The organism is Photobacterium chitinilyticum (assembly GCF_004104355.1).
GTDB lineage: Bacteria > Pseudomonadota > Gammaproteobacteria > Enterobacterales > Vibrionaceae > Photobacterium > Photobacterium chitinilyticum.
The window spans coordinates 235,309-261,282 of sequence record NZ_RJLM01000004.1 but is presented as its reverse complement, the minus strand read 5'-3'; the positions used below and the strand labels follow the sequence as shown (position 1 = coordinate 261,282).

At 46.1% G+C, this 25,974-nt stretch carries 19 protein-coding genes; 6 read left to right on the top strand and 13 right to left on the bottom strand.

Translation table 11 applies throughout. The annotated features are described in order from the left end of the window. Positions 1–187 precede the first annotated feature (187 nt). The 5 genes from nudC to EDI28_RS12215 are packed head-to-tail and all read right to left on the bottom strand — an operon-like array spanning position 188 to position 7,782. Positions 188–1,102: an NAD(+) diphosphatase gene (nudC, locus tag EDI28_RS12235; RefSeq protein WP_128784162.1), complete on the bottom strand. Its 915-nt coding sequence runs from the start codon at positions 1,100–1,102 to the stop codon at positions 188–190. Beyond that, on the bottom strand, positions 1,095–2,573 hold the full coding sequence (locus EDI28_RS12230) for a tyrosine-type recombinase/integrase (RefSeq protein WP_128784161.1): 1,479 nt from the start codon (positions 2,571–2,573) through the stop codon (positions 1,095–1,097). The genes nudC and EDI28_RS12230 overlap by 8 nt, the downstream gene beginning before the upstream one ends. Positions 2,574–2,585: 12 nt before the next feature. Continuing rightward, positions 2,586–3,164 carry a hypothetical protein gene (locus EDI28_RS12225; RefSeq protein ID WP_128784160.1) on the bottom strand — a complete coding sequence of 193 codons (579 nt, stop codon included), beginning with the start codon at positions 3,162–3,164 and terminating at the stop codon, positions 2,586–2,588. Beyond that, entirely contained in the window at positions 3,164–5,539 is a 2,376-nt protein-coding gene (locus tag EDI28_RS12220) for a hypothetical protein (RefSeq protein ID WP_128784159.1), read from the bottom strand. Before EDI28_RS12220 ends, EDI28_RS12225 begins: the two co-directional genes overlap by 1 nt. Then, a complete protein-coding gene (locus tag EDI28_RS12215; protein ID WP_128784158.1) occupies positions 5,524–7,782 on the bottom strand; it encodes a hypothetical protein in 2,259 nt (752 codons plus the stop codon). Before EDI28_RS12215 ends, EDI28_RS12220 begins: the two co-directional genes overlap by 16 nt. Positions 7,783–8,562: 780 nt before the next feature. On the opposite strand from EDI28_RS12215, the gene tyrP reads away from it, so the two are divergent. The 3 genes from tyrP (at position 8,563) to EDI28_RS12200 (ending at position 12,858) form a co-directional block, all read left to right on the top strand. Continuing rightward, positions 8,563–9,771, top strand: a complete 1,209-nt coding sequence (tyrP, locus tag EDI28_RS12210; protein WP_128784157.1) for a tyrosine transporter TyrP — start codon at positions 8,563–8,565, stop codon at positions 9,769–9,771. Between the two features lie 366 nt (positions 9,772–10,137). After that, positions 10,138–12,126, top strand: coding sequence for a putative bifunctional diguanylate cyclase/phosphodiesterase (locus tag EDI28_RS12205; protein WP_128784156.1), 1,989 nt, complete (start codon positions 10,138–10,140; stop codon positions 12,124–12,126). An 18-nt stretch (positions 12,127–12,144) separates the two neighbouring features. Then, positions 12,145–12,858 (top strand): sulfite exporter TauE/SafE family protein, encoded by a 714-nt coding sequence (locus EDI28_RS12200; protein WP_128784155.1) that lies wholly within the window; start codon positions 12,145–12,147, stop codon positions 12,856–12,858. Between the two features lie 25 nt (positions 12,859–12,883). Here the strand turns inward: EDI28_RS12200 and EDI28_RS12195 are convergent, their stop codons facing one another. After that, on the bottom strand, positions 12,884–14,074 hold the full coding sequence (locus EDI28_RS12195; RefSeq protein ID WP_128784154.1) for a methyltransferase: 1,191 nt from the start codon (positions 14,072–14,074) through the stop codon (positions 12,884–12,886). A 130-nt stretch (positions 14,075–14,204) separates the two neighbouring features. Next, positions 14,205–15,179 carry an HTH-type transcriptional regulator CysB gene (gene cysB / locus EDI28_RS12190; protein WP_128784153.1) on the bottom strand — a complete coding sequence of 325 codons (975 nt, stop codon included), beginning with the start codon at positions 15,177–15,179 and terminating at the stop codon, positions 14,205–14,207. 322 nt (positions 15,180–15,501) lie between these two features. Here cysB and EDI28_RS12185 point away from each other — a divergent pair, with 322 nt between their 5' ends. Then, positions 15,502–16,263, top strand: a complete 762-nt coding sequence (locus EDI28_RS12185) for a DNA repair protein (protein ID WP_128784152.1) — start codon at positions 15,502–15,504, stop codon at positions 16,261–16,263. A 77-nt stretch (positions 16,264–16,340) separates the two neighbouring features. On the opposite strand, the gene EDI28_RS12180 is transcribed toward EDI28_RS12185, so the two are convergent. The 3 genes from EDI28_RS12180 to EDI28_RS12170 are packed head-to-tail and all read right to left on the bottom strand — an operon-like array spanning position 16,341 to position 19,549. Beyond that, entirely contained in the window at positions 16,341–17,600 is a 1,260-nt protein-coding gene (locus tag EDI28_RS12180) for a quaternary amine ABC transporter ATP-binding protein (protein ID WP_199287421.1), read from the bottom strand. After that, the gene (locus EDI28_RS12175) at positions 17,593–18,492 is read right to left on the bottom strand and encodes an ABC transporter permease (RefSeq protein WP_128784150.1); all 900 of its coding nucleotides are present in this window, start codon (positions 18,490–18,492) and stop codon (positions 17,593–17,595) included. The genes EDI28_RS12180 and EDI28_RS12175 overlap by 8 nt, the downstream gene beginning before the upstream one ends. A 58-nt stretch (positions 18,493–18,550) precedes the next feature. Beyond that, positions 18,551–19,549 carry an ABC transporter substrate-binding protein gene (locus EDI28_RS12170; RefSeq protein WP_128784149.1) on the bottom strand — a complete coding sequence of 333 codons (999 nt, stop codon included), beginning with the start codon at positions 19,547–19,549 and terminating at the stop codon, positions 18,551–18,553. Positions 19,550–19,930: 381 nt separating this feature from the next. Between EDI28_RS12170 and miaE the strand changes: the two genes are divergently transcribed. After that, positions 19,931–20,716: a tRNA isopentenyl-2-thiomethyl-A-37 hydroxylase MiaE gene (miaE, locus tag EDI28_RS12165; protein WP_128784148.1), complete on the top strand. Its 786-nt coding sequence runs from the start codon at positions 19,931–19,933 to the stop codon at positions 20,714–20,716. Positions 20,717–20,788: 72 nt separating this feature from the next. Here the strand turns inward: miaE and topA are convergent, their stop codons facing one another. After that, positions 20,789–23,434 carry a type I DNA topoisomerase gene (topA, locus tag EDI28_RS12160; protein WP_128784147.1) on the bottom strand — a complete coding sequence of 882 codons (2,646 nt, stop codon included), beginning with the start codon at positions 23,432–23,434 and terminating at the stop codon, positions 20,789–20,791. Positions 23,435–24,028: 594 nt separating this feature from the next. Here topA and EDI28_RS12155 point away from each other — a divergent pair. Then, the gene (locus tag EDI28_RS12155; protein WP_128784146.1) at positions 24,029–24,277 is read left to right on the top strand and encodes a YciN family protein; all 249 of its coding nucleotides are present in this window, start codon (positions 24,029–24,031) and stop codon (positions 24,275–24,277) included. A gap of 71 nt (positions 24,278–24,348) precedes the next feature. Here EDI28_RS12155 and EDI28_RS12150 read toward each other — a convergent pair whose 3' ends face one another. Together EDI28_RS12150 and sohB are read right to left on the bottom strand one after the other, a co-directional pair. Then, the gene (locus EDI28_RS12150; protein WP_128784145.1) at positions 24,349–24,759 is read right to left on the bottom strand and encodes a DUF805 domain-containing protein; all 411 of its coding nucleotides are present in this window, start codon (positions 24,757–24,759) and stop codon (positions 24,349–24,351) included. 8 nt (positions 24,760–24,767) lie between these two features. After that, on the bottom strand, positions 24,768–25,829 hold the full coding sequence (gene sohB / locus EDI28_RS12145) for a protease SohB (protein WP_128784144.1): 1,062 nt from the start codon (positions 25,827–25,829) through the stop codon (positions 24,768–24,770). Between the last annotated feature and the right edge of the window lie 145 nt (positions 25,830–25,974).

Below are 25,974 nucleotides of genomic sequence, written 5' to 3'. Positions count from 1 at the left end.
TACGGATAACTTTTGGTAGGGGAAAAGAGATTAACAGGATCTTTATGAGTTATTGCCCTAAATGATTTAGGGGCAAAAGCTTGATAGAGTTACGATGGCACCTGTCAGCTTAGCTCACGCTCTGATTCCCAAACTAACAGATTGAGCCTCATCTATTCCACATAGAGCCGGCCGGTTCATTTAAAACTTATGCTTGATTGAGCCATTGCTCCATCAAAAAGCGAGAAATCGAATCCTTACGAGGTAACTTGTAACCATCAACGCCATCACTATATTCAGCAAATCGTACGAGTTCGTCACGTGAGAACCATTTTGCTGACTCTATTTCATCTTCATCTACACTAATTTGCTCCGTCTCAGCAATAGCTGAAAAGCCAAGCATCAAACTAGATGGGAACAACCAAGGCTGTGAAGCTATATACTTAACATCACCGACTATTATTCCGGATTCTTCAAACACTTCACGCCTGACTGTTTGTTCAAGCGTTTCACCTTGGTCAACATAACCAGCTAGGCAGGAATAAACACCCTTTACCCAGCTTTTCTGTCGTCCAAGTAATATTCGCTCTAGCCCGTCTTCAAATTGCTTTGTTACCGTCATAATGACCGCAGCATCGGTACGAGGGAAAGATTGGTGCCCGCATTTTTCATTTGAACACACAAGCGAGTGTCCACCTTCTATGGAGCGTGTATGTTGCCCACAGCGGCCACAAAAACGATTATTCTTATGCCAGTGACATAATCCCCGGCTCAACATCAGAAAAGAGGCTGTGTCGTTATCTAGGTGCGAGGCTATCTGCCTAAGCTCATTCCACTTGCCTTGGTTCAATAGATGGCTATCTAGCTCCATGCCCGTAACATCGATGGCGAACATAGGCTGGCTGGATTGCACGCCAAGAAAGACCATTTCCGAGTCTTCTAACGCAGAAGAAACGATTTGTTCATAGCTGAAGATAATCGGCCGGTATGAGTCTCCACATACTAGGTTCTTGTCATCACAAAGGATAAGAAAACCAGCATTTAGCTTTTGCTCTTTGACCCAGGCACTGTCTTTTCGTTGAGAGGAGCATCTATCAAGTGTCATCGCAGAGAATCTAAGCATGGGTTACTTGCTCCTCCTCACTATCTTCATTCGCATTGTTTTCTTCATCATTTTCTTTATTAATCTTGATGGCGAGGTCAATGTCCATTTCAAAGGCATCGATGAGTGAGCGCATTTTTTCGATAATTTCGGTCGCGGTGACCCTGGAATTCTTCAAGTCAGTCTGCATGGTCTCAAGCTCATCTTTAACCAAACCGACTGCTGATTTCAACGAGATCGCATTGTATGTTTGTCTCACACCAGCCAAATCTGAGAAGGCGAGGTTTATGTATGTGTTTAAAGAGTATGGCTGTGTATGACCAGACCATTGTTGCAATTTCATTTTAAATTGCTCGGTATTTAACAATGCCCTATTGAATTCATCCTTATTCTTAAACTTGTGCTCTAGGATGATTTGCTTTAATCGCTCCGTCAGATAAGCATGTCGTATCAGGTGTGCAAAGCACTCATCTGTGATGCCTGCGGCATGCTTATACTTGTTAAAGTATGTGCTGATGGTATCCGATTTAAGAGCTTTTCCAGTCCGAACATTGATAAAGACAAACCCATGGTCATTTTCTTTACCGATTGTCCCTTTAATGATTTTACGTCGGACTTTAGTAATATACTCTTTCAAGTTATGCAAAAATGTTACTGGCACAGGGACTTGGCGCGTATGGTCATCCTTCCGTTTAAGCGTGGTAAACTGCAAATTAACAGTATCACTTTTGCTGCTCTTGGCCTTTCTAAGCGCCTCCCTGACATCGTCAACGTGCAGTAACATGACCTCGGTACGTCTTGCGCCAGTCTGCTCTAATGACTGATATATCATAGTGTCACGTGATTTAACGTAAGGGTTTTTATTTTTGTCAATCTGCTTCTTGATGGCGGCGGCAGCAGAGTCCGCAATAGGCAGCCGCTTATTCGCTGAGTCACCCTTTGGAATTGAGCCGTGGGTATAATGAAACGTTATCCTAGGCTTTTTCATCCCCTCAACAAATGTTTTGACTTCCTTCTTTTCAACCTTGATGGCATGAAAGTCCTGATCACCAATCAAGGCTTCGTCGCCATGAAAATCAGCCACAGACCTTAGAAAATCAATACAGGTGTGTGCAATCAATCTGACTTGATTAATGCCCCTCACTCGCTTGCCAAACTTGTTGGTCTCATGGTGAATAAATTGAATAAAATCTCCAAATCGATCATCATTTAACGCAGTGAACGCCCATTCCCTGCTATAACAGTAGCGGATCAGGTGCGATATATGTGAAGCGTAGGTTTTCGGCGTTCCACCGTCTTCCGTCCTTTGCGACAATGAGCGGCTCCATAACCCCAACATATAAACATTGGCTTCTGTGCAAGGAACACCATCAGGATATTTGATAAAAGGTAGCTTTTTCGCCTTTTTTGTATGGAGATTATTTTTTCGCTCCGGCGAATAGGCTGTCCACATTTCAAACTCAGACTGAATACAATTATAGAGCTTGGCCATCAGACAACACCTTTAAAGTTCTTTATTGTTGATAAGGATGACGTTATTAGACATCTCCTTTAAAAGGTGTTTGTTGTTGATAAAGCTGACCTTCGCGCTGATTTTTTTGCGTTGCTCGACCCAATCAGCCTGTAATTGCTGACTTCCAGATCTCTCGGCATAGTTACTTGCTGTGTCCTTGATGTCCGTTAATAGGCCTGTCATCATGACGTTGTGAATCTTAAGCATTTCAATCTCTTGCTTTAATTCTTTCACTTGCAGCTTTAAGCCCGCTTTTGTTTCTGGATTGGGCCTTTCTTTTTTGCCTATTGCTTTGTTTAATGCTTTTAGTGCATTTATTCTTCGTTGATCGAGTCCAGCGTAGCCATCTTCCAGTACCAGGTCAGCATTTGATTCTTGTGTGTTCTTCGCGCAAGGCACAATGCATTTGCTAGTGTCTTCATACTTTGCAAAGGCCCCCTGGCTCTTTAAGACATCACGCAGTGACTCATCTGCAACAAAATCAGCAGGTGTTTGAATAATCTCACGCAGAAACTTATCTGCAGCCAGTACCGATTGCTGGTTTATTTCCTTTAGGGTCATTTCTGTCATCAGAATTCCTCTTTAACACGTAAGATCATCTTGTAGTCGGTAATGGTATTGCCGGCTTCGTCTTTGACAGTAAAAAATTCCGGCTCTAAATCGATGGTTCCATCTAATAGCAACTTGGTAATATCCTTTTCAAAATCAATTGAATCCTTTTCAAACTGTTCCCGAATCAGCTCTAGTGGGGGGGAAAGATGAGCATCATCTTCATCACAGTCTTCATAGTCAGACAAAACCTCGCGATAGCCTTTAAGCTTCAGGTAATCCACACCGTACCGCTCTTTCAATATGGGGGCTAACTTATCGATATTTTCGATGCCATGCTTAGACATCCCTTCGCGAATACACCGAGCTTTAATACCAGCTAGAACCTCGCCCTGGAGGCCTTCCGTCACGTAGTGATATAAGTGCTCTGAATCCGTATGGCCGAGGAAGTGACGGAGGGTATCCAAACTATTGGTGCCATTCCTCCAGAAGAACACCATGGCGAAAAAGCGCCGCAGTTGGTGTTGCCGAATATAGTAGCGACGTTCATCGTCTTCGGCATACTGCACAGTAGGCGATTCAATGTAATCGCAAAAGGCATCAAGGTGGACGTTATAAGACGCCGCTTTAATGGGTTTTAGTGTTATATTTTTTTGGTCAACAAAAGGAAACAGCGTCGAATTTTTCTGGGTGATTAACTTATCTTCAATCAATTTTTCATTGAATGCCTCAAGCTTGTATAACAGGCTCGCCACGCCACGAAGGATGGGTCTTGAAAGGGTTTCCCGTAGAGCTTTATCACCGCCAACCCCTGATTTCCTATTGTCAAAAATCAGCTCAAACTCCACCTTCTCAGAAGATTCTAAATTAGGATCTACCCCTGATGGCAAAAGGCAATCTGTCGGATGTAAATCTATCAACTCACCAGCACGTCTTGCCATTGTTGCACCAGTGATTACCTGAATGGCCCCCATAAGTACATGGTACAAATCTACAAAACCACGGTTTTGTCTGCGCAACTCAAATCGGTCAGGGGCATTTGGCTTTATACACCACTGGCAGACGCCTAATTCGATCAACTCAGGTGAAACATGCTCCAAGAATTCCTTTCCCTTGTAGTCAGCAACTGAGTACGTATATCCCCCTGTTACCGTTTTATTTCTTTTATTCTCACTTGGCACATGCTTCAAGACCTGATACATGGAGTCAAGAATGACATCGGCGTACTCAATACAGAATTCAAAAGCATTGCGCATAGCTGAAAACACAACATCAGCAGGTAGCGTGGTGAAACGACCGGTGCTACGCACAATAACCAATTCATTAATAGTTTTGACTTCGATGTTATCGAAAGTCTTATCAGGACAAAGGCTTGTACCGACAGCATCAATAGCCGCTAATCCTCTAAAATCAGTAAGAAGTGGGCTTAAAGCTGCTTCACCGACACCACTATTTTTATTATCACTTACGGGTACAGGCCTGTATTCTGTCGAATTTTCGTCAGGTTTTATCGCTAATGTCTTAATCGAGAATGGCTTTGATGATTCTCCATAGAGAGTTTGCTCTTTGAAAAAAATATCTAAGAAATAACGAGCGTTAACTTTTGGAGATACCTGTCTGCTTACTAAATATGCCCCCTCTCCATACAAAAAACAGCACGCCTTAACTATCTGACCTTCAGTCAGAAGGAGCTCATTTTCATCATCATATATAGGCCGCGTTACGTAAGGAAACTGCTCGGCAAAAGCTTTGGCGGCAGTATCAGACACGGTTTCAATTTTTTCCAGGAGATATTCGCGAACTATTTTATGATAACGATAGAGCCGAGATGTTCCCCCTTCAACGTACTGTACGAGCAGGTCTTGAACAAAATCGCTGTCGACTGCCAGCATATGTCGCTCGGCAAGATTGATATCTGCAGCGCGGAGCAATATCGCATCAATTAATGTTAATCGATATCTAATCTGCCTATAGGTGGTATTTGATTTTAACAATCTACCACCGTTTAACAACGGGTTTCCTGCCTGCACAAGCCAGTGCTTAAATGCATTGAGTAGCGGCCTGTGCTTGATTGACACTAATGATTTTTTATCATTTAACGGCACATTAAAATCAATTGTGAGCAGCTTATTTGTACCCACCTGAATCTTCCAGATATCATGCTCAAATTCAGTACCGTCGACAAGCCAATCCGGATGGAGTTCATCGTAGCCAAACACGGACTGAACAGCGGTAGCTGCCTTGGATGTAAATGCCAATTGTTCGTTTAATGGCATACTTGCAATCAACTGAACAAATCCCGCAGACTCCTCTTTAGTGAAATTCGCCATGTGCTTTTCACCAGAAAGAATCTGTGCTTTCAGCTTTGTGTTATCAACAATTAAACTGACTGACATAGGATTGCCCCTTCGATAAGCTCATTATTTAATGGGTTATTTGCTGCCACACGGTACATCTCGGCGATATCATTACTGATCATTTCAGCATTGCCAGGGCTGTTGACTTCGCGGTTTTTAAGCGCCACGGAAATGTGTGACAAGACAAATTTCGCTGCCTCATACCAGTTCTTAGCAAACTGAGTCGTCTTCGTTTCACTCGGTGCATTATCAACGATAGTGACTAGCGCCATGAAGAGTTGCAACAGGGAGGTAGATACTAGAAAAATGGCCTCGTCAAACTGACAGACTTCGTCATTAGCAATGTCCTTTGCCTTCTTTTTACCCGTCCGAATATGCTCAGGTAGCTCACCCAAGCCATGTTTTTCCAAAAAGCTGTTCAGCTCGTCAGGGTGAATATCAATTGCCTTATGTAGGTAGCGTGAGTCCTTCATGGCTTCATATACAATCGCGTTTTGGAACTGACGAATCCAGCGGTTGGTGAAGTAGTCCCAAAGCGGTTTCGGCAGATAGTGACTAATCAATGATGGGACATATTTTTCATGCCCCAAGGCTTCTGCCATTGCGTGAACACTACCAGTTTCTAGGTAAACACGAACTCCCACAGCTGAGCGCATTCGGGAATGTGTTAGGTGTTTGGCAATACTGACAGCTTCCGTTTCTGCCTTATGTTTTGAAGGTTCAGCCAACTTCTTGCCTAGCTCTTTAGTAGGACGACTATTTGCTGTGTAGGTCTGCGCCTTGCTGGCAATGGTTTCAGCCGAAATCAGCATTTTTCTAAAACCGTCATTCGATTCTTGTTGAAGCTGAGTTCTCAGTTGCTGTGTCAGTTCAAGGTATTCTTCTATCAGCTTCTTCGACTCGACTGTAAGCATCACTTCTTGCTGAGCATTTTCTTTCCCTTTGCGCTCTTTTTTACTTAGCGCAATCCAAACACCCTTAACTTCCTTAAAGCCATGAAAATCACCTTTGTCATCATACAAATCCCACTTTGCAAGCCAAGAGGGGGTAATACTTGGATGTATCTCGATAAGTAAGTAGCAAAACGCCTGCATGACGGTAATTGTTGGAAGCGCCAATAGGGTTGTTAGATTTTTGACATTTTTTGCCCCTAATAGCCACTGATTGTATCTATCTTGGTATCTGAAACCGCATTGCCTGAAAGTGGCGCAAACATTTTCATCTCTGGTCATGTCAAGCGGGTTTTTAAAACTCTGCTTCACTAGGGGCCTCACCTGCCCCTGTTCGGCAAGCGTCTTAAAATCCTCATGGTTTTTCATCGTCTCATCCCATATTTTGCGACAATGAAATGTGACATGATTGATATCGGCTTTTATTGACTCAAAGATAAGCTCTTTTGCTTTTGTATCGCTATAGGAGAGCGGAATAGGGGTGATCAGTTTATTATTAAACGCGTTACCGTCCTTACCCTTCCGCTCTTTTGTTTTAGATGTCACCTGCTTTCCCGATGTTTTGAACTCAGGTGCAAGCAATTCAATACGAGGTTTCCCAACAATGCCTTTCTTAACAAACACCTCTTTGAAAACAGTGATCGCGGATTGCCAATTGACATGAAATGTTTTTAGGCAGTGTTCAGACTGCACTGCGTCATTCAGGCAAAGTGAATAAATACAACTTATCGTCTTGTTGATTTTTTTGGATGACATTACATCATGAAAGGTATGACTATCACAGGCAATAACAGGGAGCTTTTTAATGATAAGGCCAAGGCTCTTCAGGCATGCTTTGAGAGAATTGCAGGCCTCTTTTACGGCAAAGCTTTTCACTGATTCATGAATTTGAGAAATGTGCATTTCATCATAAGTTAAATATATCGAAGTTAGATCAAAAAACGCCGTTTTGCCATCTTTAGCCTCTACAAACCACCCCTCATAGAAACGCCTTACCTGTTCATCAACATTGAAGTTTTTCTTGTAGTAATCAACTGCAAGCTGTGCATCATCCGACAATTTCAAGTTTGAAATTTTGAACGACAGGTTACAACAAGGAAGTCGCATTACTAACCGTGCTAGCTGGTATTTGTTAGTTACTGAGCCGTCGATTTCTGTATAGATAAAGCCAACGAACCCCGTCAGCACATGCTCAGTGAATTTTGCGTCATTTGTACTGATGAACTTAAATTTTGTGGAGGTCATATGCAGAAATGCATTTAACAGAGCAGCAAGTTTTGAGGCCCTATCTTTTTGGGAAGGTGCATTGGTTGAACGTAACAAATCGTTCAACGCTGGCTCCAAGTGATCTAAGGGGTGATTTTGAAGAAACTGGGGTTTAATCACTCTCTCCTCCTATGCAACAAAAAGAGTACTGTTTATGGGTACAGTACTCTTACATATTGATAGTTGTCAATTATTTTTACGACGGGTTGGGAGTGTATTTTTAGCTTTAAACGCAGGCTGAATGGGGTGTTATGCTATAAGTTGATAAAAAGTGTAATTGGGGAAATAACGATATCCCCATGCAGCACCTCTTCTCCAGTACTGATCATTGTTACTCGCAACATGCTTTCCCTCTTTCTTGTCATCATGATCTGGTTCTAATACACCTTATACCAATTTCGTCTCTGCATTGCACAAATATGAAGCCAATTTGATACCGCGCGTATCAAACTCTTTCGAAAGCCCAAAGAAAGTCAAGTACATACCTCCCCGCCCCGATTACGCGTAAATAAAACCTTACACCAGAAAACATCATAGTTGACAGTCACTATCACTACCTTTAAGGTAACAACCAGTTTCCACCAGCATCAAGCCTGAAATGCCTGGGCTTAAACACTGCAAAAAAGGTAAGAACCGTGAATAAATGCTTCACCCACACCGACTATCGATAGCCACAATGGCACGATCAGGTGTAAAGAATAGTTACCACCCGGTAATCAACACTCATCTCGATTTCGCCATTGTGGCTATTTCCTTTACCGGGAGATAAGACCGCAGGTAGGCGCATATCATACAGCCACCTTCTCCCACACTAACTAATAACTGACAACTGGGAGCTTCGACTCAATGACCATGAACAAAACGCTCGGCAGCACACTGATTATCGCCGGAACGACCATTGGTGCCGGTATGCTGGCTCTACCCCTTGCCTCCGCAGGCCTAGGCTTCGCTACTGCAACACTGGCGATGCTTGGTATCTGGGCACTCATGATTTACACCGCACTATTAATGCTGGAAGTCCATCAGCACGCCGATCAAAATGCAACACTGCATACCTTGGCGCATCAGTTACTGGGAAGAAAAGGTCAAATCATCGCCAGCTTCGCGATGATGTTTTTGTTCTATTCTCTCTGTGCCGCCTACATCGCGGGGGGGGGAGCCCAGCTCAATGACAAGCTGAACAACTGGATGGGAATGAACGTCAGCCCGCAAACCGGTACTATTGTTTTTACTCTGCTTATTGCTTCAGTCGTTTCTGTAGGCACTCACTCAGTCGACATAGTCAACCGTATTCTCTTTGCCTTAAAAATCATTGCCCTTGCAACGATGCTGTTCCTGCTGGCGCCACATGTAAAAGGCGTACACCTCGTTGACATGCCAGTACAAAAAGGTTTGCTGCTTTCTGCCCTGCCAGTCATTTTTACCTCTTTCGGCTTTCACGGCAGTATTCCATCAATCGTCCGCTACGTCGGCCTAGACATGAAAGCCCTAAGAAAGATCATGATCATTGGCTCAGCAACGCCTTTGATGATCTACGTATTATGGCAAGTTGCCAGCCAAGGTGTATTAAGCCAGCCTGATCTCATGGCAAGTACAACACTTGGCTCTTTCATCGCCACCTTGAGCGCAATGCTACACAATCCAATGGTAAGCCAATCTGTTTCTATCTTTGCCGACCTGGCACTCGCCACCTCGTTTCTGGGTGTCAGCCTGGGGTTGTTTGATTTTCTGTCTGATAGCCTCAACCGTGGCAACCAAGTCAAAGGGCGTATCCAGACAGCAATGATAACGTTCCTTCCGCCTCTTGGTTTCGCCCTTTTCTACCCGCAAGGATTCATTATGGCACTGGGTTTTGCCGCTATTGCACTTGTGATCCTGGCTATTTTCCTGCCTGTTGCCATGGTCAAAGCCCAGCGCAAACAGCGCCCTGGTAACGACAATGACTATAAAGTGCGTGGCGGCTCCCCCGCTTTGGTTCTTGTTACCGGCATAGGCATCATGATTATCTCGGCCCAATTTTTACAAATGGCAGGCATCATTCCTGCGGTAGGTTAATTAGGTGATTGTTTAATTGGGTAATTGTCTTGCAGCAAAGAGGTGGTTTTCATTTTCTTTGCTGCTTTTCAAGTATCCAAGTCTCATTTTTTATATTTCGGGCATGAGACCAATATACATTAGTACTCATGTCATTCTTCCTAGTCGAAATCGCTTATAACTGCATTATAAATTCTCTAATTATAATAACTAGTTAGCAGCAATTTATACCGCATTCAAAGTGATTCATCCTGAGCAGCTTTCTCAACAACTACTTATCCATATTGGTATTAGCCTCACATTTTTTTAGCACAGATATATTTTTATGAACCTATTTTTAAGATAACCTATTAATAATATTCAATATAATAATGTCCCGTATTGGTAATGAACCATACCTTTTCGCTTTTTGAACATCTTCAGTCCGCTATCTGGATATTCGATATTCAACAAAAAAAAATCATCTGGGCCAACAAAGCCTCACTCCCGTTGTGGGAAGCTGCAACCTTAGATGAACTGACATCCAGAGATCTGGGTGCTGATATGTCACAGGCCGTTAATGCCACTCTTGAGGGCTACCAGCAGCATTTTGCCATCGGCGAAGCTATCAAGACCTGGTGGTACTTTTCCCCAAACAATATTATGAAGAAGGCACTCTGCCATTTTTCAGGCTTTCCTCTTGTCGATGGCAGAACTGCAATGCTGGTTGAAGTGATTGCCGAGGAGTCGAGCTTACGCCGCGAACTTGCCTTTTCCGGCTGCTCAAACCTGGCGCTGCTATTCTCTGCAGATGGCGAGCTCATCAGCTCCAACAACGCTTTCAACCACTCTTTCGGGTTTCAGCTCCATGATTTAGCCAACTTTTTTGGTGATATCAGCCTTGCCAAGGATTGGATAACCGAGGCTCGCAAGCACGGTACCGTCCGTCACAAAAAACTTTGCTGGACAGGAAGAAGCCACCATTGGTTCGATATTGATGGCAAATGGCTTCAAGACAAGGGGCAGCTTTTACTTAGCTTGGTAAATATCAGCGTGGAGAAAGAACAGCTCCATAAAGCGAAATATAATGCCGAGCATGATTATCTCACCGGATTGCTCAACCGCCGTGGGATCACGAATGCCATCATAGAAAACCAACATAGCCAACAACCATACTGCCTGTTCTTTCTGGATGTCGACGGTTTTAAGCTGGTCAATGATACATATGGGCATGCTATCGGCGATAAGCTACTGCGGGCAATTGCCATCAGGCTACAAGAATCCGTTAAATTCAAAGGACTGCTGGCACGATTTGGTGGCGATGAATTCATTATTCAAGTTGAGCAACGCCACTTTGAAGAAACAACCCGGTTTGCCAAACAGATTATTACCACCCTAAATAGGCCTTTTCATCTAAAGGAAGTCGGGGAGCTATCAATCGGCTGCAGCATCGGTACTGCTAACTTCCCAGAGGATGCCAACGATATCGAAACGCTGGTAACCCAGGCTGATATGGCGATGCACCGGGCAAAATTACGCGGACGCAATCGCAGCCACCATTTCTCACCGGATATGGCAGATGCACTCTATCGTAAAATGACATTGCGCCATCACCTGACGCTGGCCTTGGAAGCAAATTCCTTCGAATTGTACTATCAGCCCATCGTTGATTTGAATAACCATAAACTCAAAGGCTTCGAAGCCCTCATTCGCTGGCATGATGAAGAGCTCGGCCAAGTTTCGCCAACAGAATTTATTCCGCTGGCGGAGGAAACAGGGCAGATTGTTCCACTCGGAAAGTGGATTCTGAAAACTGCCTGTCAGCAATTGGCGTCATGGCACAATAAATACGATCATACGTTTATTATGAGCGTCAATTTGTCGCGCGCACAGTTGCAAACTAGCCTTGCCCCCATGATTGAAACACTCATTCGTCAGTATAATATTAACCCTGCCCAGCTCGCACTTGAACTGACAGAATCCGCCATGCTGCAGGAATATGACGAGGCCAAGCAGTGCCTTGAAGATCTGGCTACGCTGGGGCTTGAACTGTACCTTGATGATTTTGGTACGGGTTATTCATCCCTGTCCCAGCTGCAGGATCTCCCCATCAGTACCGTTAAACTTGATCAAAGCTTCGTTCAGGGTGAGCACAAAGGCAGTCAGGCAATCATCGAAGCGACCCGGGCGATTTGTGAAAAGCTTGATCTTAAAGTAGTCGCTGAAGGGGTAGAGACCATCAGCCAACTCAAGTACCTACAAAACTGTAAATATGACTTCTGCCAAGGGTTCTACTTGGGGAAACCTATGCCGCCCAACGAAATTGAAGAGCGAAACTTCAGCCTGCTCAATGCCATACCAGATAGAAACACGCAAATGATAACGATAAGCCGCTAAAATAGTGATGATTTTGAAATGGATCTAGGGATATTACTCGCAATGACGCTGATTTTTGTCGGCTCATTTGTTCAAAGTTCAATAGGGTTTGGGTTGGCAATTGTTACCGCCCCAATCCTATTTCAAATATCACCTGATTACGTTCCGGCGCCGATCACTGTTGTCGCCCTGTTTCTTTCCTTGATCAATGCCAGCCATCATCGAGCCACCATTTCGTTGGGCGGTTTATGGATGGCATTTTTAGGCCGTGTACCCGGCTCTGTTGCGGGTGCATTCCTTTTGTATTGGGTCGATGCGAGCCAACTATCGCTCTGGTTAGGTGTATTGGTGATCTTGGCGGTGTTCGTTAGCTTGCTCCCTTTCCGTATCCAACCAAACCCAAAGAGAATGATGGTTGCAGGTTTTTTTTCCGGCTTCTTTGGCACCAGCTCCGGAATAGGCGGGCCACCGATGGCACTGTTGTTGCAGCATCAAGAAGGAAACCTAATCAGAGCCAACCTGTCTGCTTTTTTTGTTGTGAGCAGCTTGCTATCTTTGATAGTACAAGTGCCGATTGGCTATATGACGTTACACCATTTTTACTTATCGCTGCCCTTGCTTCCGGCTTCATATCTTGGTTATAAGGTCGCGATGCGCTATATAAACCACATCCCCAAGGAAACAATCCGTCTGGCTTCGTTGGCGATTTGTTTTGCTTCCGGGATAACGGCAATTGTCACTGCATTACGTTGAGGCAACGAAGAAGAAATACGCGAAGTTATTTCCGCTCTGCGTGGATCAAAATATTTCGCGGCGTGATTGGCTTAGGGCAGAAAGTGCCCACGGAGACCTGGTACCCGAACTCTTCCATATAACAGGCCCGATCATACACCAACCACATTTCCATCGGGCGTCTGAATAACTGGCGTATCAGCTCCATTCGCTCCACAAGGGAAAAGCGCTTCTCTCCCCGCTGCTGCCAATATGGGTAATCAATCCCTTCCGGCAAAATCATCCCTTTCTTGTCAGCCGCCCAGCGGCAGAAATCAGCGAAACCTTCATTCAACTGTGCTTTCTGGACATTTGGTACTGGCATGTATTCATCGCTACCGCGTACAAACCGTTGCAGGCTGTCAAAGCCAAGGCGAAAACTGACCTCAACAAACCGCTGCCGACGCACCCGTTGGCCAGCGGTCACCGTTTCCTGAAGCGGCAATCGCAGATCGTGCCTGCTCAAAGTCAACCTACTTTGCTGGCCAAGCCGCGATAATGGCTGGTAGCACTTTTCGCGAATCAAATGATAACAACACGGCGAAATACTCACGGCCTTTCCCTGCTTAGCCGCAACACGCTGCAGCAACGACACATGGAGATCACCGCAGGCATGGAGGGCAACCGCATGTTGCTGCGGGCTGATATGTTGCTCACAGGCCGGATCAAAGGCATCACCATGGACAAAATCAATGGGAAGCTGAAGACGGCGAGCAGCGGCCTCACCCTCTTCACATAGTGTTTTCTGCCACTCGAGGCTTGTTACAGGCGTCGCATGACTTGCCGCCAGCACCCGCCCTAGATGCCCTTTACCGGCACACCACTCGAGCCACGGCAATTTCAAGACAGGAACAACCTGATTAAATGCGGTGATTTGTTGCCATTTGCGCCCGGGAATACCAACGTCGAGCCCTTTGGGTAAGAGTCTCTGGTGAAGGAAATAGGGTTCAAGTTGTGATAGTTGATACAGCTCAGTGGCATCCGGGATCCATGCAGCTATCACCTGAGCCAGTGCCTCGCCATGTTCGATAAAGTGTGTAATCGCCTCGTCGTCCAGCGACAGCAGCCACTGACAAAGCTCAGGATGACTTTGCTCCCAGATAAGCTGATTGGAGGAAAACGGCATAAATTGCCAAAATTCGCGGTTGGTTGTCAATAACGCGTCAAGGCGGCGAAACAACGGGGAATACCCAGTCATGAAACGACTACTCTTCAAACAAAAGGATGATCAGCCCGACATTTTATACTAGTTACCTTGGTATCACTCATTGTTTTGCTCTAAAAGAAAAGGCTGCATAAATGCAGCCTTTAAAACGCTTTGAAATATATTACTTAACCGGTAAATCCATACTCGAAAACATTGCTTCAATTTCAGCATTCGTTTTCAGCGCAACGGCCTGATCAACCACATTCCTAGTCAGGTGTGGGGCAAACCGCTCCATAAAGTCATACATATATGTACGCAGGAAGGTGCCCTTTTTAAAACCAATCTTGGTGGTACTGGCTTCGAAGATATGGCTGGCGTCTATCGCGACCAGGTCCTCGTCGGTTGCCGGATCCATCGCCATGCTGGCGATCACACCAACACCAATCCCCAAACGTACATAGGTTTTTATCACATCTGCGTCTGTTGCAGTAAATACAATTCTCGGTGTCAGCCCTGAGCGATTAAAAGCGCTGTCTAGTTCAGAGCGGCCGGTAAAACCAAAGACATAAGTCACCAGAGAATAGGCAGCCAAGTCATGAATGGTAATTTCCGATTTCTTGGCCAACGGGTGATCAGCTCGTACCACGATCGAGCGATTCCAGTGGTAACAAGGCAGCATGATCATATCTTGGTATAAATGCAAAGCTTCGGTTGCAATGGCAAAATCTGTCGTACCCTTGGCAACGGCTTCAGCAATCTGAGAGGGGGTACCCTGATGCATATGTAACGAAACTTTAGGGTATCTTGCCGTAAATCCCTGAATAACTGGAGGCAGTGCGTAGCGAGCTTGAGTATGCGTTGTCGCAATATTCAACGTCCCGATTTCCGGATGGGTATGCTCACCGGCCACCGACTTGATACTTTCGACACGCGATAGGATGTCACGCGAGATTCGAACAATATCTTGACCCGCCGGTGTCACTTTGGTCAGATGCTTGCCGCTACGTTCAAAAATTTGGATCCCCAGCTCATCTTCCAGCAATCGAACCTGCTTACTGATGCCAGGTTGAGAAGTGTATAAGCTCTCTGCTGTAGAAGAAACATTAAGGTTATGATTTACAACCTCAACAATATATCTTAACTGTTGTAATTTCATGGTACCGCCCAACTTATAGTCCGTTACATCATATCAGTGCAACCATGTATTTCATCATGTTATATATCGAATTACCTCATTTTCATAGCATTTCTTTACGATTTTACCGCCTGTGAACATGGTTTTTGTTCGATAAAAACCAAGACGGCAATACGATTAGGTGAGATGTGATATCTGAGCATTCTCAGCAAAGAATAAAACGGCATATTTATCCTAATAATAGCCGACAAGTGTATCAAAATTCACTGTCGTGCTATGCCGTAATTGCCAGATAGTGTATCTTATAGAGCTCGACCAAACGCACGGAAGATAGACGTATCTTATGAGTATACCTTTAATGATTGGCCTCATTTCTTTGTTGCTGATACTGATTGTTGGGTACAACATCATTATTCAGTACCGCCAACGCCTAGAAAGCGCAAAGCACCAAGAGCTGGCCAAATTCATTGCAATCATTGATGCTACTGAAGATCTTATCGGTAACGCTCACCATTTGCCATACAGCAAAGAGCTTCTGGTGTGCCTGAATCAACGAATTTTACATGCGCTCGAAAGCATGAGCGAAGCTGATCCTGCGGATAGAAACTTACCTGCGCGGATCAAAAATGTTGCCGACCAAATTCGCCAACTTCAACAGAACTACTCCAATGCTGATGTTGCCGCATTTAAAGTCCCTAGCACCGATAAACAAGCGATTGGTATGCTGCAACTAGTGAAACGACTAAAAACGGTCATTAAAAGCGAGCACAGCAAAGGTCGATTTGCTACTCAATCCTTCGTTGCGGAAAATGCTCGTCTAGAAGGTATCCAGCTTCGCATCAATATTGAAAATGTCATTAAGCGTGCCAACGATGCCCGGATGAAACGCCAGCTCGGTACTGCCAAGCAGCTGCTTAGGAAAGGGATCGATGTGCTTGCCAGCAAAAATGACAACTATGCCAACCAAACGCGTGAAAAGTTGCAAATGATGCTTGGCGAAATTGATAACAGTCAGAGCCAAAACCACGAACAAGAGCGTCAGCAAATCATCGAAAAAGAACAAGATGATCTGGATGTATTGTTCCAGCCTAAGCGCAAGTGGTAGCACTACACCGGTTAATACCCCACATAACAAGGCCGCATTCATGCGGCCTTGTTTTTTCTACCACTAAAGACAACGCATTAAGCGGCAAGTGATTTACTCGCCTTCAACTTTTTTACCTTTTCATCATCCTCTTCCGTACCCGCCTGATCACTGAGCACTTCCGCCAGTGTTGAACGTGACAACCGTCCTTCAACGTCACCATCGGCATTGATAACTGGCAATGGGTGTTCGCTATCCAGCGTCTCGGGAATCACGGCTTCGAGCAAGGAATCCGTATGAACGGCAGGCACATTGTCCAGCAACGACGGGTCAATCGCTTTGTCATACTCTGACGACTCAACCCCCTCAAGCGTTTCCTGGGTGATCACACCCTGATATCCCTCTTCATTAATGTAATAACCATAATCGTCTTTGGACTTACGCATCTCGGTTAGCGCCTCGCCAATCGTCTCGGCAGAGATACGGAAGACCTGAGGCTTCATCACAGTCTCGACGGTCAGCGCACGGGCACGGTTAACATCCTTCACAAAGGCTTCAACGTAATCATCGGCAGGGTTAAGCAGGATATCAACCGGCTCCCCCTGCTGTACCAGCACCCCATCTCGCAAGATCGCAATGCGATCACCAAGGCGCAGTGCCTCATCCAAGTCATGAGTAATAAAAACAATTGTTTTATGCAGTTTTTCTTGCAGTTCGATTAACTGATCCTGCATCTCACTGCGGATTAAGGGGTCAAGCGCGGAAAAGGCCTCGTCCATCAGCAGTATCTCAGCATCGGTACACAAGGCTCTAGCAAGACCTACTCGTTGCTGCTGGCCACCAGACAAGCTAGCCGGAAAATGCTTTTCATAGCCGGTCAGTCCAACCGTTTCTAGCCAGTATCTGGCCTGCTTTTCTCGCTCGTGTTTCGCAAGCCCCTGGATCTGTAGACCGTAGCCAATGTTATCCAGAACGGTTCGATGCGGCATGAGCCCAAAGCGCTGAAATACCATCGACATCTTGTGGCGACGAAATTGCTGCAACGCCTCTTTATCAAAGGACATAACATCGCTGCCCTCAACTTCTATCATTCCCTCGGTAGGATCAATCAGACGATTGAAATGGCGGATCAAGGTCGATTTCCCCGAGCCCGATAACCCCATCACAACAAAGATTTCCCCCGGGTAGATATCTATATTAATGTCGTTAAGGCCAACGGTATGTCCTGTTTCGGCCAAGATATCATCCTTTGACTGTCCGTCTTTCACCTGCTGCAATACTTTACCAGCATTAGGGCCAAATACTTTGTAGAGATTTTTTACCCGTATTAACGGGGTCGTACCCTCTTTGCTAGCCATGATCATGACCTCCTAAATGCTGCTGAGTACGCTTGGCATAACTTTGCGTTACTCGGTCGAAGATAATCGCCAGCGCCACTATCGCCAGGCCATTGAGCAGGCCTAATGTGAAATACTGGTTGGTAATGGACTTCAAGACTGGCTGTCCTAAGCCTTTTACGCCAATCATCGATGCGATAACCACCATTGCCAGTGCCATCATGATGGTCTGGTTGATCCCTGCCATAATATTTGGCAGCGCCAATGGTAGCTGGACCCCCAATAACCGTTGGGTCGGACTGGCACCATAGGCTGTTGCAGCTTCCAGCACCTCTTTATCAACCAACCGGATCCCCAGGTTGGTCAGCCGGATAACAGGCGGAATGGCATAGATCACAACCGCAATCACACCGGGAATTTTGCCGATACCAAGCAACATCACCACCGGTATCAAATAAACAAATGCAGGCATTGTCTGCATCACATCAAGCATCGGGGTCACTATCGACTGTACCCGGTTCGATCTCGCCATCGCGATACCTATCGGTACCCCTAGCCCTATGGCGACCAGAGTCGACACCAGAATAATGCTCATGGTCCGCATGGTGTTCTCCCACATCCCAAAAACACCAATCAGAACAAAGGCCACAATGACACCGACAGTCAGCTTCCATGACCGGCTAGCAACATAAGCCAGCGCAGCAAGAACGCCAATCACCAGCCACCAAGGCGAGCCCAGCAATAATTTTTCAAAACCAATAAGAAAAGACAGCAGAGGATCGAAGAACGCTTCAATATTATCGCCATATTCACGGGAGAATGCTCGATAAGCGCCATCCAGCGTTTTGCGAATTTCCAGCAGCTGGTAACGATCGAGCTGCGGGAATTCAGTTAACCAAGATTGATCAGACATAACAACTTTTGATCCGGTAGACTACAAAAAGCCCGGTCAACTACCGGGCATATACCCACTAAAGCTCCGACAGAGCCTGCTTCACTTTCTTCGCGACATCAGGGCTGACCCACTGAGTCCACGTTGATTCGTACTCGGTCAAAAAGTGCTCCATCGTGATCTCGCCGTCTGCCTGATAGTCCTCCATCCAGGCCAGCAAGCTATTCATCTGCTGGTTGCCAAAAGAGCGCGACGACAAATACTCCAGCGCCTCGGGAGCCCGCTTGGCAAAAGTTTCGGTAACCACCGTATCGACTGGCGATGGCGGATACATGGTTGGTTTCGGATCCAGGCACTCCTCCTTGGTAATACAGGCGCGGTAATGGTCTTCATCAAGGCCGCTGCCAAAATCAACTTTCACCATTTTGTATTTACCCAACACTGCTGTTGGTGCCCAGTAATAGCCAAACCAAGGTTCTTTGCGCTCATAGGCTTTGGCAATGGCCCCAGATAAGCCCGCACCCGACCCCGGATCGATTAACTCAAAGCCTGCCTTATCCAACTCCATGGCATTAAAGAGGTTACCGGCTGTAATTTGACAGTTCCAACCAGCCGGACAACCCATAAATGCTGATTTTTCAGGATCTTCAGGGTGCTCAAATAACTGTCGATTCGCCTTGATACCGGCAATGGTCGCCAAGCTCGGATCTTTTTCGACCAAATAGGCGGGAACCCAGAAGCCTTCTTCACCGCCTTCCGACAAGGTTGCCCCTGCATAGCGTAAACGCCCTTCTTTAACACCACGATCCAACGCGGTCTTCATCGAGTTGCTCCACAACTCCGGCGCAATATCGGGTTCGCCTTTCTCGATCATAGAGGTACCTGTCGGCATCGTATCGCCCGGTACCAGCTCAGCATCACAATCAAAACCATGTTGAAGAATAAACTTATCAACATTGGCAATCAGCGTTGCGGAATTCCAATTCATATCCGCAATGGTAACTTTGCCACACTCTTCCGCCGAGACGTTAAATGAGGCTGTAGCAAGCAAAACGGATGTTGCGAGAAGCTTTCGCATAACAATGTCCTTATTTCAATTTCTGATCCTTCAGCTTTCTGAAAGCATGAGATTACAACAATGATGCAACATACAAGTTGTTAGTATACTAAGTAATTAGCGTTCATAAAGTAAAGCAACTATGCACAACGGCAGTGATTAACGTTATAAAACCCAATAAAATTAGTTAGTGCTGTAACCAATAACGCATATTCAAAGAACTCAAACAACTGCCACTCTATTAACATCTAGTCTAAAATACCGTCTTTAGCTAGCATTCCAGTACTCTGCTCCAAGACTATTGAACTCCGGGCCAAGGCTTTGATTTGTTATACTCCTCTACACAAAGGGGCTAATTTCAGCTCCAACAACTATAAACTCAGAGACTCAGCAGTAATTCCCATGAACGACACTCAGCGCATGATTGACGAGCTATTATCGCCAATCAAAACATTTCTCCAGTGCGACACGCCCGATAGCTGGATTGAAGAAGCCAAAAAACCTGAAAACCTAACGACTCTCCTTGTCGACCACTGCAACTGTGAACTCAAGGCGAGCCAGACGGCAATGTGGCTCATACGAAAACACGCAGTAGATGCCGACAGCGGTAAAGTTCTGCTGGCGTGGTCTAAGCCCTATGAAGACTTTGTCTATGGCAAAGTTCACAGCACAGAGGCTTTTCACGGCAAGAAAAACGGCCTGTCAGCCCCTCTTGTTCCAAAAACGAATTTCGTTCATGGGCAAGAGCTTATCGACAAGATGGTTCGGTTAATCAAGGAGGAGTTTCACCATTTCGAGCAGGTCTTGGAGATCATAGAACAGCGTGACATCCCCTACAGCAACTTGTGCGCCGGACGTTATGCCAAAGGGCTAATGAAGGCAGTCCGAACCCATGAACCCGCAACCTTGATCGATAAACTGATTGTCGGAGCCTATATCGAAGCCCGCTCCTGTGAACGGTTCGCCAAGCTTGCACCGTATTTGGATGAGGAACTGAAGAAGTTCTATATATCGCTATTGCGTTCCGAGGCACGCCACTATCAAGATTACCTGATTCTGGCAGAGCAAATTGCTGGAGAAGACATCACCGAACGGGTGAAGGTGATTGGTACCAGAGAGGCGGAGCTTATTAATAGCCATGATGATAGCTTCCGTTTCCATAGCGGAGTGCCAACCTTTTCCGCCTAAAGCCCCTCCCTCTTAAAAAGGGGAGGAACCCCAAAAGCTTTTCATAAAAAAACCGCCTTTCGGCGGTTTTTATTATTTCTCGGCTTTTTCTTTCTTCGGCTTCTTACGCTTGTCGGTAATTTCCCACTTACCGTCAATGAAGAGACCGGTCCAGCCTGATGGCTTGCCTTCGATTTCCGAACGGATGTAATTCTCTTTAGTCTTGCGGCTAAAACGAACGACTGTCGGACGACCATCCGGATCTTCGGTTGGCGCATCGGCCAAATATGTAAACTTCGGTGACAGGCGATCCTTAAATCGGGCTAACTCTTCCACCAACGGTGCACGAGTCTCACGTGATTTAGGGAAAGTACTTGCTGCCATAAACAGGCCAGAGGCACCGTCACGCAGAACGAAGTAAGCATCCGGATCCTGACTACACGGTAGTTCCGGTAAATGGACAGGATCTTCCTTCGGTGGTGCAACCTCACCATTTTTCAGGATCTTTCGTGTGTTCTTACACTCTTCGCTGGTACAGCCCATGTACTTACCGAAGCGACCGTTCTTCAGCTCCATATCCGAGCCACATTTGTCACATTCGATAACCGGGCCTTCATAGCCCTTCAGCTTGAACTCGCCTTTCTCGACAATATAGCCGTCACAGCCAGGGTTGTTACCACAGACGTGCAGCTTGCGCTCCTGATCAATCAGGTAGGCATCCATCGCAGTATCACACTTAGGACAGCGCTTCTTGGCACGCAGTGCTGCTGTTTCAACGTCTTCTTCAAGAACGTTAACAATGCCTTCTTCATCACCAAGATTGATTGTTGTCTTACAGCGTTCTTTCGGCGGCAGGGCATAACCAGAACAACCAAGGAACACGCCAGTTGACGCGGTGCGAATCCCCATCGGGCGCTCACATGTCGGGCACTTGATATCGGTCAGGACGATGTTGTTCGGCTTCATGCCGCCTTCATCTTCTTCACGCTCGGCTTTTTCGAGCTCTGAGGTAAAGTCGCTGAAAAAATGATCCAGTACGCCTTTCCAGTTCGCCTCGCCTTCCGCAATCTTATCCAGATTGCCTTCCATACGCGCGGTGAAATCATAGTCCATCAGATCAGAGAAGCTCTCATCCAAACGGTCAGAAACAATTTCACCCATTTTCTCGGCATAGAACCGGCGCTGATCAACACGGACATAACCACGATCCTGGATCGTCGAAATGATTGACGCATAGGTTGAAGGTCGGCCAATGCCTTTCTTCTCTAGCTCTTTAACCAATGCAGCCTCTGTAAAGCGCGCTGGCGGCTTAGTGAAGTGCTGCTTAGGCTCTAGCTCTTCAAGCGTCAGTAAATCGCCTACGTGGACCATAGGCAGCGTTGTATCTTCTGTTTTGCCGGATGGACGCTGAACATGGGTCCAACCCGCAAAACGCATCGTGCGACCTTTGGCTTTCAGCGTAAAATCACCAGCCTGAACGGTAATTGTGCTCGAATCATATTTCGCTGGTACCATCTGACAGGCAACAAACTGGCGCCAAATAAGATCATATAGCTTAATCGCATCCTGCTCCATGCCTTCCAGGTTTTCTGCTTTCACATCAACACTAGATGGGCGGATCGCTTCGTGCGCTTCCTGAGCATTGCCTTTGCTACCGTAAACATTCGGCTTCGCCGGCAAATAGTTCTCGCCGTACTCGCTACCAATAAAATCACGGGCAGACTCAACAGCTTCCTTCGACAAGTTTGTCGAGTCGGTACGCATATAGGTAATGTAGCCAGCCTCATACAAACGCTGTGCCAGACCCATCGTACGTTTTACACCGTAACCCAAACGGGTACTTGCAGCCTGCTGCAACGTCGAGGTGATATAAGGTGCCGACGGCTTGCTGCTGGTCGGGCGATCTTCACGATCGATAACCTTGTAGGCCGCTTTTTCCAACAGCGACTTGGCCGCCATGGTATCGGCTTCATTTTCAGGACGGAATGCTTTACCCGCCTGCTGGGCAACCATCAGACGCAGTGCATCATTGCCTACCGTCTGGGTATTGGCATGAATATCCCAGAACTCTTCCGGCGTAAATGCCTTGATTTCACGCTCACGCTCGACAATCAGTTTTACCGCAACTGACTGGACACGACCGGCAGAAAGGCCACGAGCAACCTTTTTCCACAGCAGCGGCGACACCATAAAGCCAACGACACGGTCTAGGAAACGTCTCGCCTGCTGGGCGTTCACACCATCAATGTTCAGCTCACCAGGCTGTTCGAACGCCTGCTGAATTGCATTTTTGGTGATCTCATTAAAAACCACTCGCTTATAACGTTCATCATCACCACCGATGATCTCACGAAGGTGCCACGCAATAGCTTCTCCCTCGCGGTCCAAATCGGTCGCCAGATAAACAAAGTCGGCGTCTTCGGCCAGCTTCTGTAATTCGTTAACGACTTTTTCTTTGCCCGGTAGCACTTCGTACTGCGCTTCCCAATCGTTATATGGGTTAACCCCCATCTTTCCGATCAGCGCCTTACGCTCTTTTTCTTTCTTGATACGGGCCTTCTCTTCAACGCTCAACCCCTTTGTCGAGGTAGGAGCGGCTTTTTTGCCCGTACTACGTGCACCCGTTGGTAAATCACGGACGTGACCCACACTTGACTTTACAATGAAGTCCTTACCCAAGTACTTATTTATAGTTTTCGCCTTGGCTGGGGACTCCACGATAACGAGAGATTTACCCATAATGACTCTATTACGTCCTCGTGCTCGCAAAACTTTCAATATAAAACAAATAGTTGCATGCTAATCATCACAATGAGGCACGGCAACACTAATAAACCAAACTGATTAAGTAACTAATCACTAGAGGCATTCTCAATACGCTAAGAAAAACGCTCGGGATAAGTAGTTACTTAATGTAATTGGTATTTACATATTGGGCTACAATCCTAGAAGGTCAACTGCTTTTTGATGAAAATGGACTGTTTGCTCGTCCCTTCCCCACATGTTAACACCACGTTAAAGCAAATTTTTCGCCTCTATATTACTGCAATCCAACCTCTCTTTAGACTTTATTTATGACCGTAAAGTGGCTGAGGGCGCTAATCATTACCACCTCATCTCGTCTTTGACTATTAAAACCCATAAATTTTTGCCATCGCTCACATAAATTGGTCGAATTTGCACCTCAGCCAGACACTCTTTAACCAATTTGAGAATAATTCACTACCCCGGCAAAGGTTTGTTTTATCGTGTTAACTTCAATACACTGAGGGCCCTCTATAGCACCGCGGTAAACACCAGCAGCTATCATTCTATGATCCAAGAGATAACAGCATGAGCAATAAACAAAACATTTCTTCCGAAGACTTACTGATGATTGCGAACCAGCTCATTCAGGACCATGACGCCTATCTAGATGGCATGCGAGCCACTTCCGTTGAAGAAAAAGACGATGTGCTGGTGTTCAAGGGGGAATACTTCTTGGATGATAGCGGCCTGCCGACAGAAAAAACCACAGCTGTTTTTAATATGTTCAAGTTTCTTGCCCATAAGCTGTCCCCTGAGTTCACGCTAAAAGGCTAACGGCTCATACCGAATAAAGCAGCCCCGCAGTGGCGGGGCTGTGAAACATAGTGGCAAACAGCTATCAGATATCAGATATCAATCGTCATGGTGTCTTTATTAACATCACTATCATCGGCAGGTGGCTCATCACGCTTTTTCGGATCAGCACCGAACTGATTCGGTCCCTTTGTTCCATCCAAAACGCCTAACTCAACAATGACGAATATTGGTCCGATAATCGGCAAAAATGTCACGATCACCCACCAACCGCTTTTATTTCGGTCATGAAGCCGCTTCACATTCAGTGCCGCAGAAGCCCAAAATGCAAAGCCGAAGATCACCAGCGACAATACTTGCAATACAGCGTTATCAGCGGCATTTCTCGGATCGGTATAAATAAACACCGGCAGCAATACCAGCAGAACCGGCAAACTATACAGCCAGTAATCACGGCGTCGCATACGCCCCTTAAAGGAAAAAAATGCCCATATCTGATTCATCTGAAAACCTATACGATTGGTCGCTGACCGCGACTGATCCACTTCAGCAACAGATTATCGGCAGCTTCACCTGTAGCGCCCGCTAGCTTTTCTGCCAGCTTCTTGCGCTGGACATAGCGGACTCCCAGTACCTCGCGATCTTTGCAGGCATGAGTAATAAAATCATCACTGGTGCCAATCTCGTCCACCAAGCCAAGCTCATGGGCCTGCTTGCCAAACCAGTGCTCGCCTGTTGCCACTTTCTCCAAATCAAGCTCCGGACGGTGATCCTCGATGAAGTTCTTAAACAGATCGTGCGTTTCTTCTATTTCAACCTGGAATTTTTCACGCGCTTTGTCGGTATTTTCACCGAACATAGTCAACGTGCGCTTGAACTCACCCGCAGTGATCTGTTCAAACTCAATATCATTTTTCTTCAATAGCTTGTTGAAATTCGGCAACTGGGCAATGACCCCGATAGAGCCAACAACCGCAAACGGAGCCGAGATAATCTTATCGGCCACACAGGCCATCATATAGCCGCCGCTTGCAGCAACCTTGTCAACTGAAATAGTCAGTTTGATACCCGCAGATTTCAGGCGATCAAGCTGAGAAGACGCCAGGCCATAACCGTGGACCATCCCCCCCCCGGTCTCAAGGCGAAGCAACACTTCGTCACCTTCCATCGCAACTGCCAACACAGCTGTTACCTCTTCGCGCAGTGCCGAGACTTCGCGTGCATCAATGCTGCCATGGAAATCGAGGACAAATAGACGGGGCTCTCGGACGTGAGAAAGATCGCCGGCTTTCGCCGCTTTTTTAATCTCGCTCTGACGCTCTTTGTTTTTCTCTTTTTCTGCCTTCTTTTCCGCCTTTTCACGGGCTTTAAGCAATGGCTTGTCAAACAAATGTGACTCTAACTGATGTACGGTATTTTTGTACTGCTCAGTGAGATCAGTAACTTCCAATTCACCTTTTTGCGTCCCATGGCGACCACTCAATCCTTTAGCTAATACAAGAATACTGACAATCGCAATCACCACCGTGGCGATTTTGGCTAGGAATAGCCCATAATCAAACAAAAAATCCAATGTTGAGTCCTCATTTTTGGCATTTTAACCATTGCCACAAGGGACAATGATTCGCTTATATTTTGCATCTTCTTAGAGATATGGGCAGCGTAGGCATTCCACAAGTCTGTTAACTTACCAATAGGCTTACGATGCTTGTCTTCTT

Coding starts and splice junctions, on each gene's coding strand:
- EDI28_RS12205 (WP_128784156.1), top strand. CDS start 10,138: ATGAACCATACCTTTTCGCTTTTTGAACATCTTCAGTCCGCTATCTGG.
- EDI28_RS12150 (WP_128784145.1), bottom strand. CDS start 24,759: ATGAATCAGATATGGGCATTTTTTTCCTTTAAGGGGCGTATGCGACGC.
- EDI28_RS12220 (WP_128784159.1), bottom strand. CDS start 5,539: ATGTCAGTCAGTTTAATTGTTGATAACACAAAGCTGAAAGCACAGATT.
- EDI28_RS12200 (WP_128784155.1), top strand. CDS start 12,145: ATGGATCTAGGGATATTACTCGCAATGACGCTGATTTTTGTCGGCTCA.
- cysB (WP_128784153.1), bottom strand. CDS start 15,179: ATGAAATTACAACAGTTAAGATATATTGTTGAGGTTGTAAATCATAAC.
- EDI28_RS12185 (WP_128784152.1), top strand. CDS start 15,502: ATGAGTATACCTTTAATGATTGGCCTCATTTCTTTGTTGCTGATACTG.
- EDI28_RS12225 (WP_128784160.1), bottom strand. CDS start 3,164: ATGACAGAAATGACCCTAAAGGAAATAAACCAGCAATCGGTACTGGCT.
- EDI28_RS12175 (WP_128784150.1), bottom strand. CDS start 18,492: ATGTCTGATCAATCTTGGTTAACTGAATTCCCGCAGCTCGATCGTTAC.
- nudC (WP_128784162.1), bottom strand. CDS start 1,102: ATGCTTAGATTCTCTGCGATGACACTTGATAGATGCTCCTCTCAACGA.
- EDI28_RS12155 (WP_128784146.1), top strand. CDS start 24,029: ATGAGCAATAAACAAAACATTTCTTCCGAAGACTTACTGATGATTGCG.
- tyrP (WP_128784157.1), top strand. CDS start 8,563: ATGACCATGAACAAAACGCTCGGCAGCACACTGATTATCGCCGGAACG.
- miaE (WP_128784148.1), top strand. CDS start 19,931: ATGAACGACACTCAGCGCATGATTGACGAGCTATTATCGCCAATCAAA.
- EDI28_RS12230 (WP_128784161.1), bottom strand. CDS start 2,573: ATGGCCAAGCTCTATAATTGTATTCAGTCTGAGTTTGAAATGTGGACA.
- EDI28_RS12195 (WP_128784154.1), bottom strand. CDS start 14,074: ATGACTGGGTATTCCCCGTTGTTTCGCCGCCTTGACGCGTTATTGACA.
- EDI28_RS12170 (WP_128784149.1), bottom strand. CDS start 19,549: ATGCGAAAGCTTCTCGCAACATCCGTTTTGCTTGCTACAGCCTCATTT.
- topA (WP_128784147.1), bottom strand. CDS start 23,434: ATGGGTAAATCTCTCGTTATCGTGGAGTCCCCAGCCAAGGCGAAAACT.
- EDI28_RS12180 (WP_199287421.1), bottom strand. CDS start 17,600: ATGGCTAGCAAAGAGGGTACGACCCCGTTAATACGGGTAAAAAATCTC.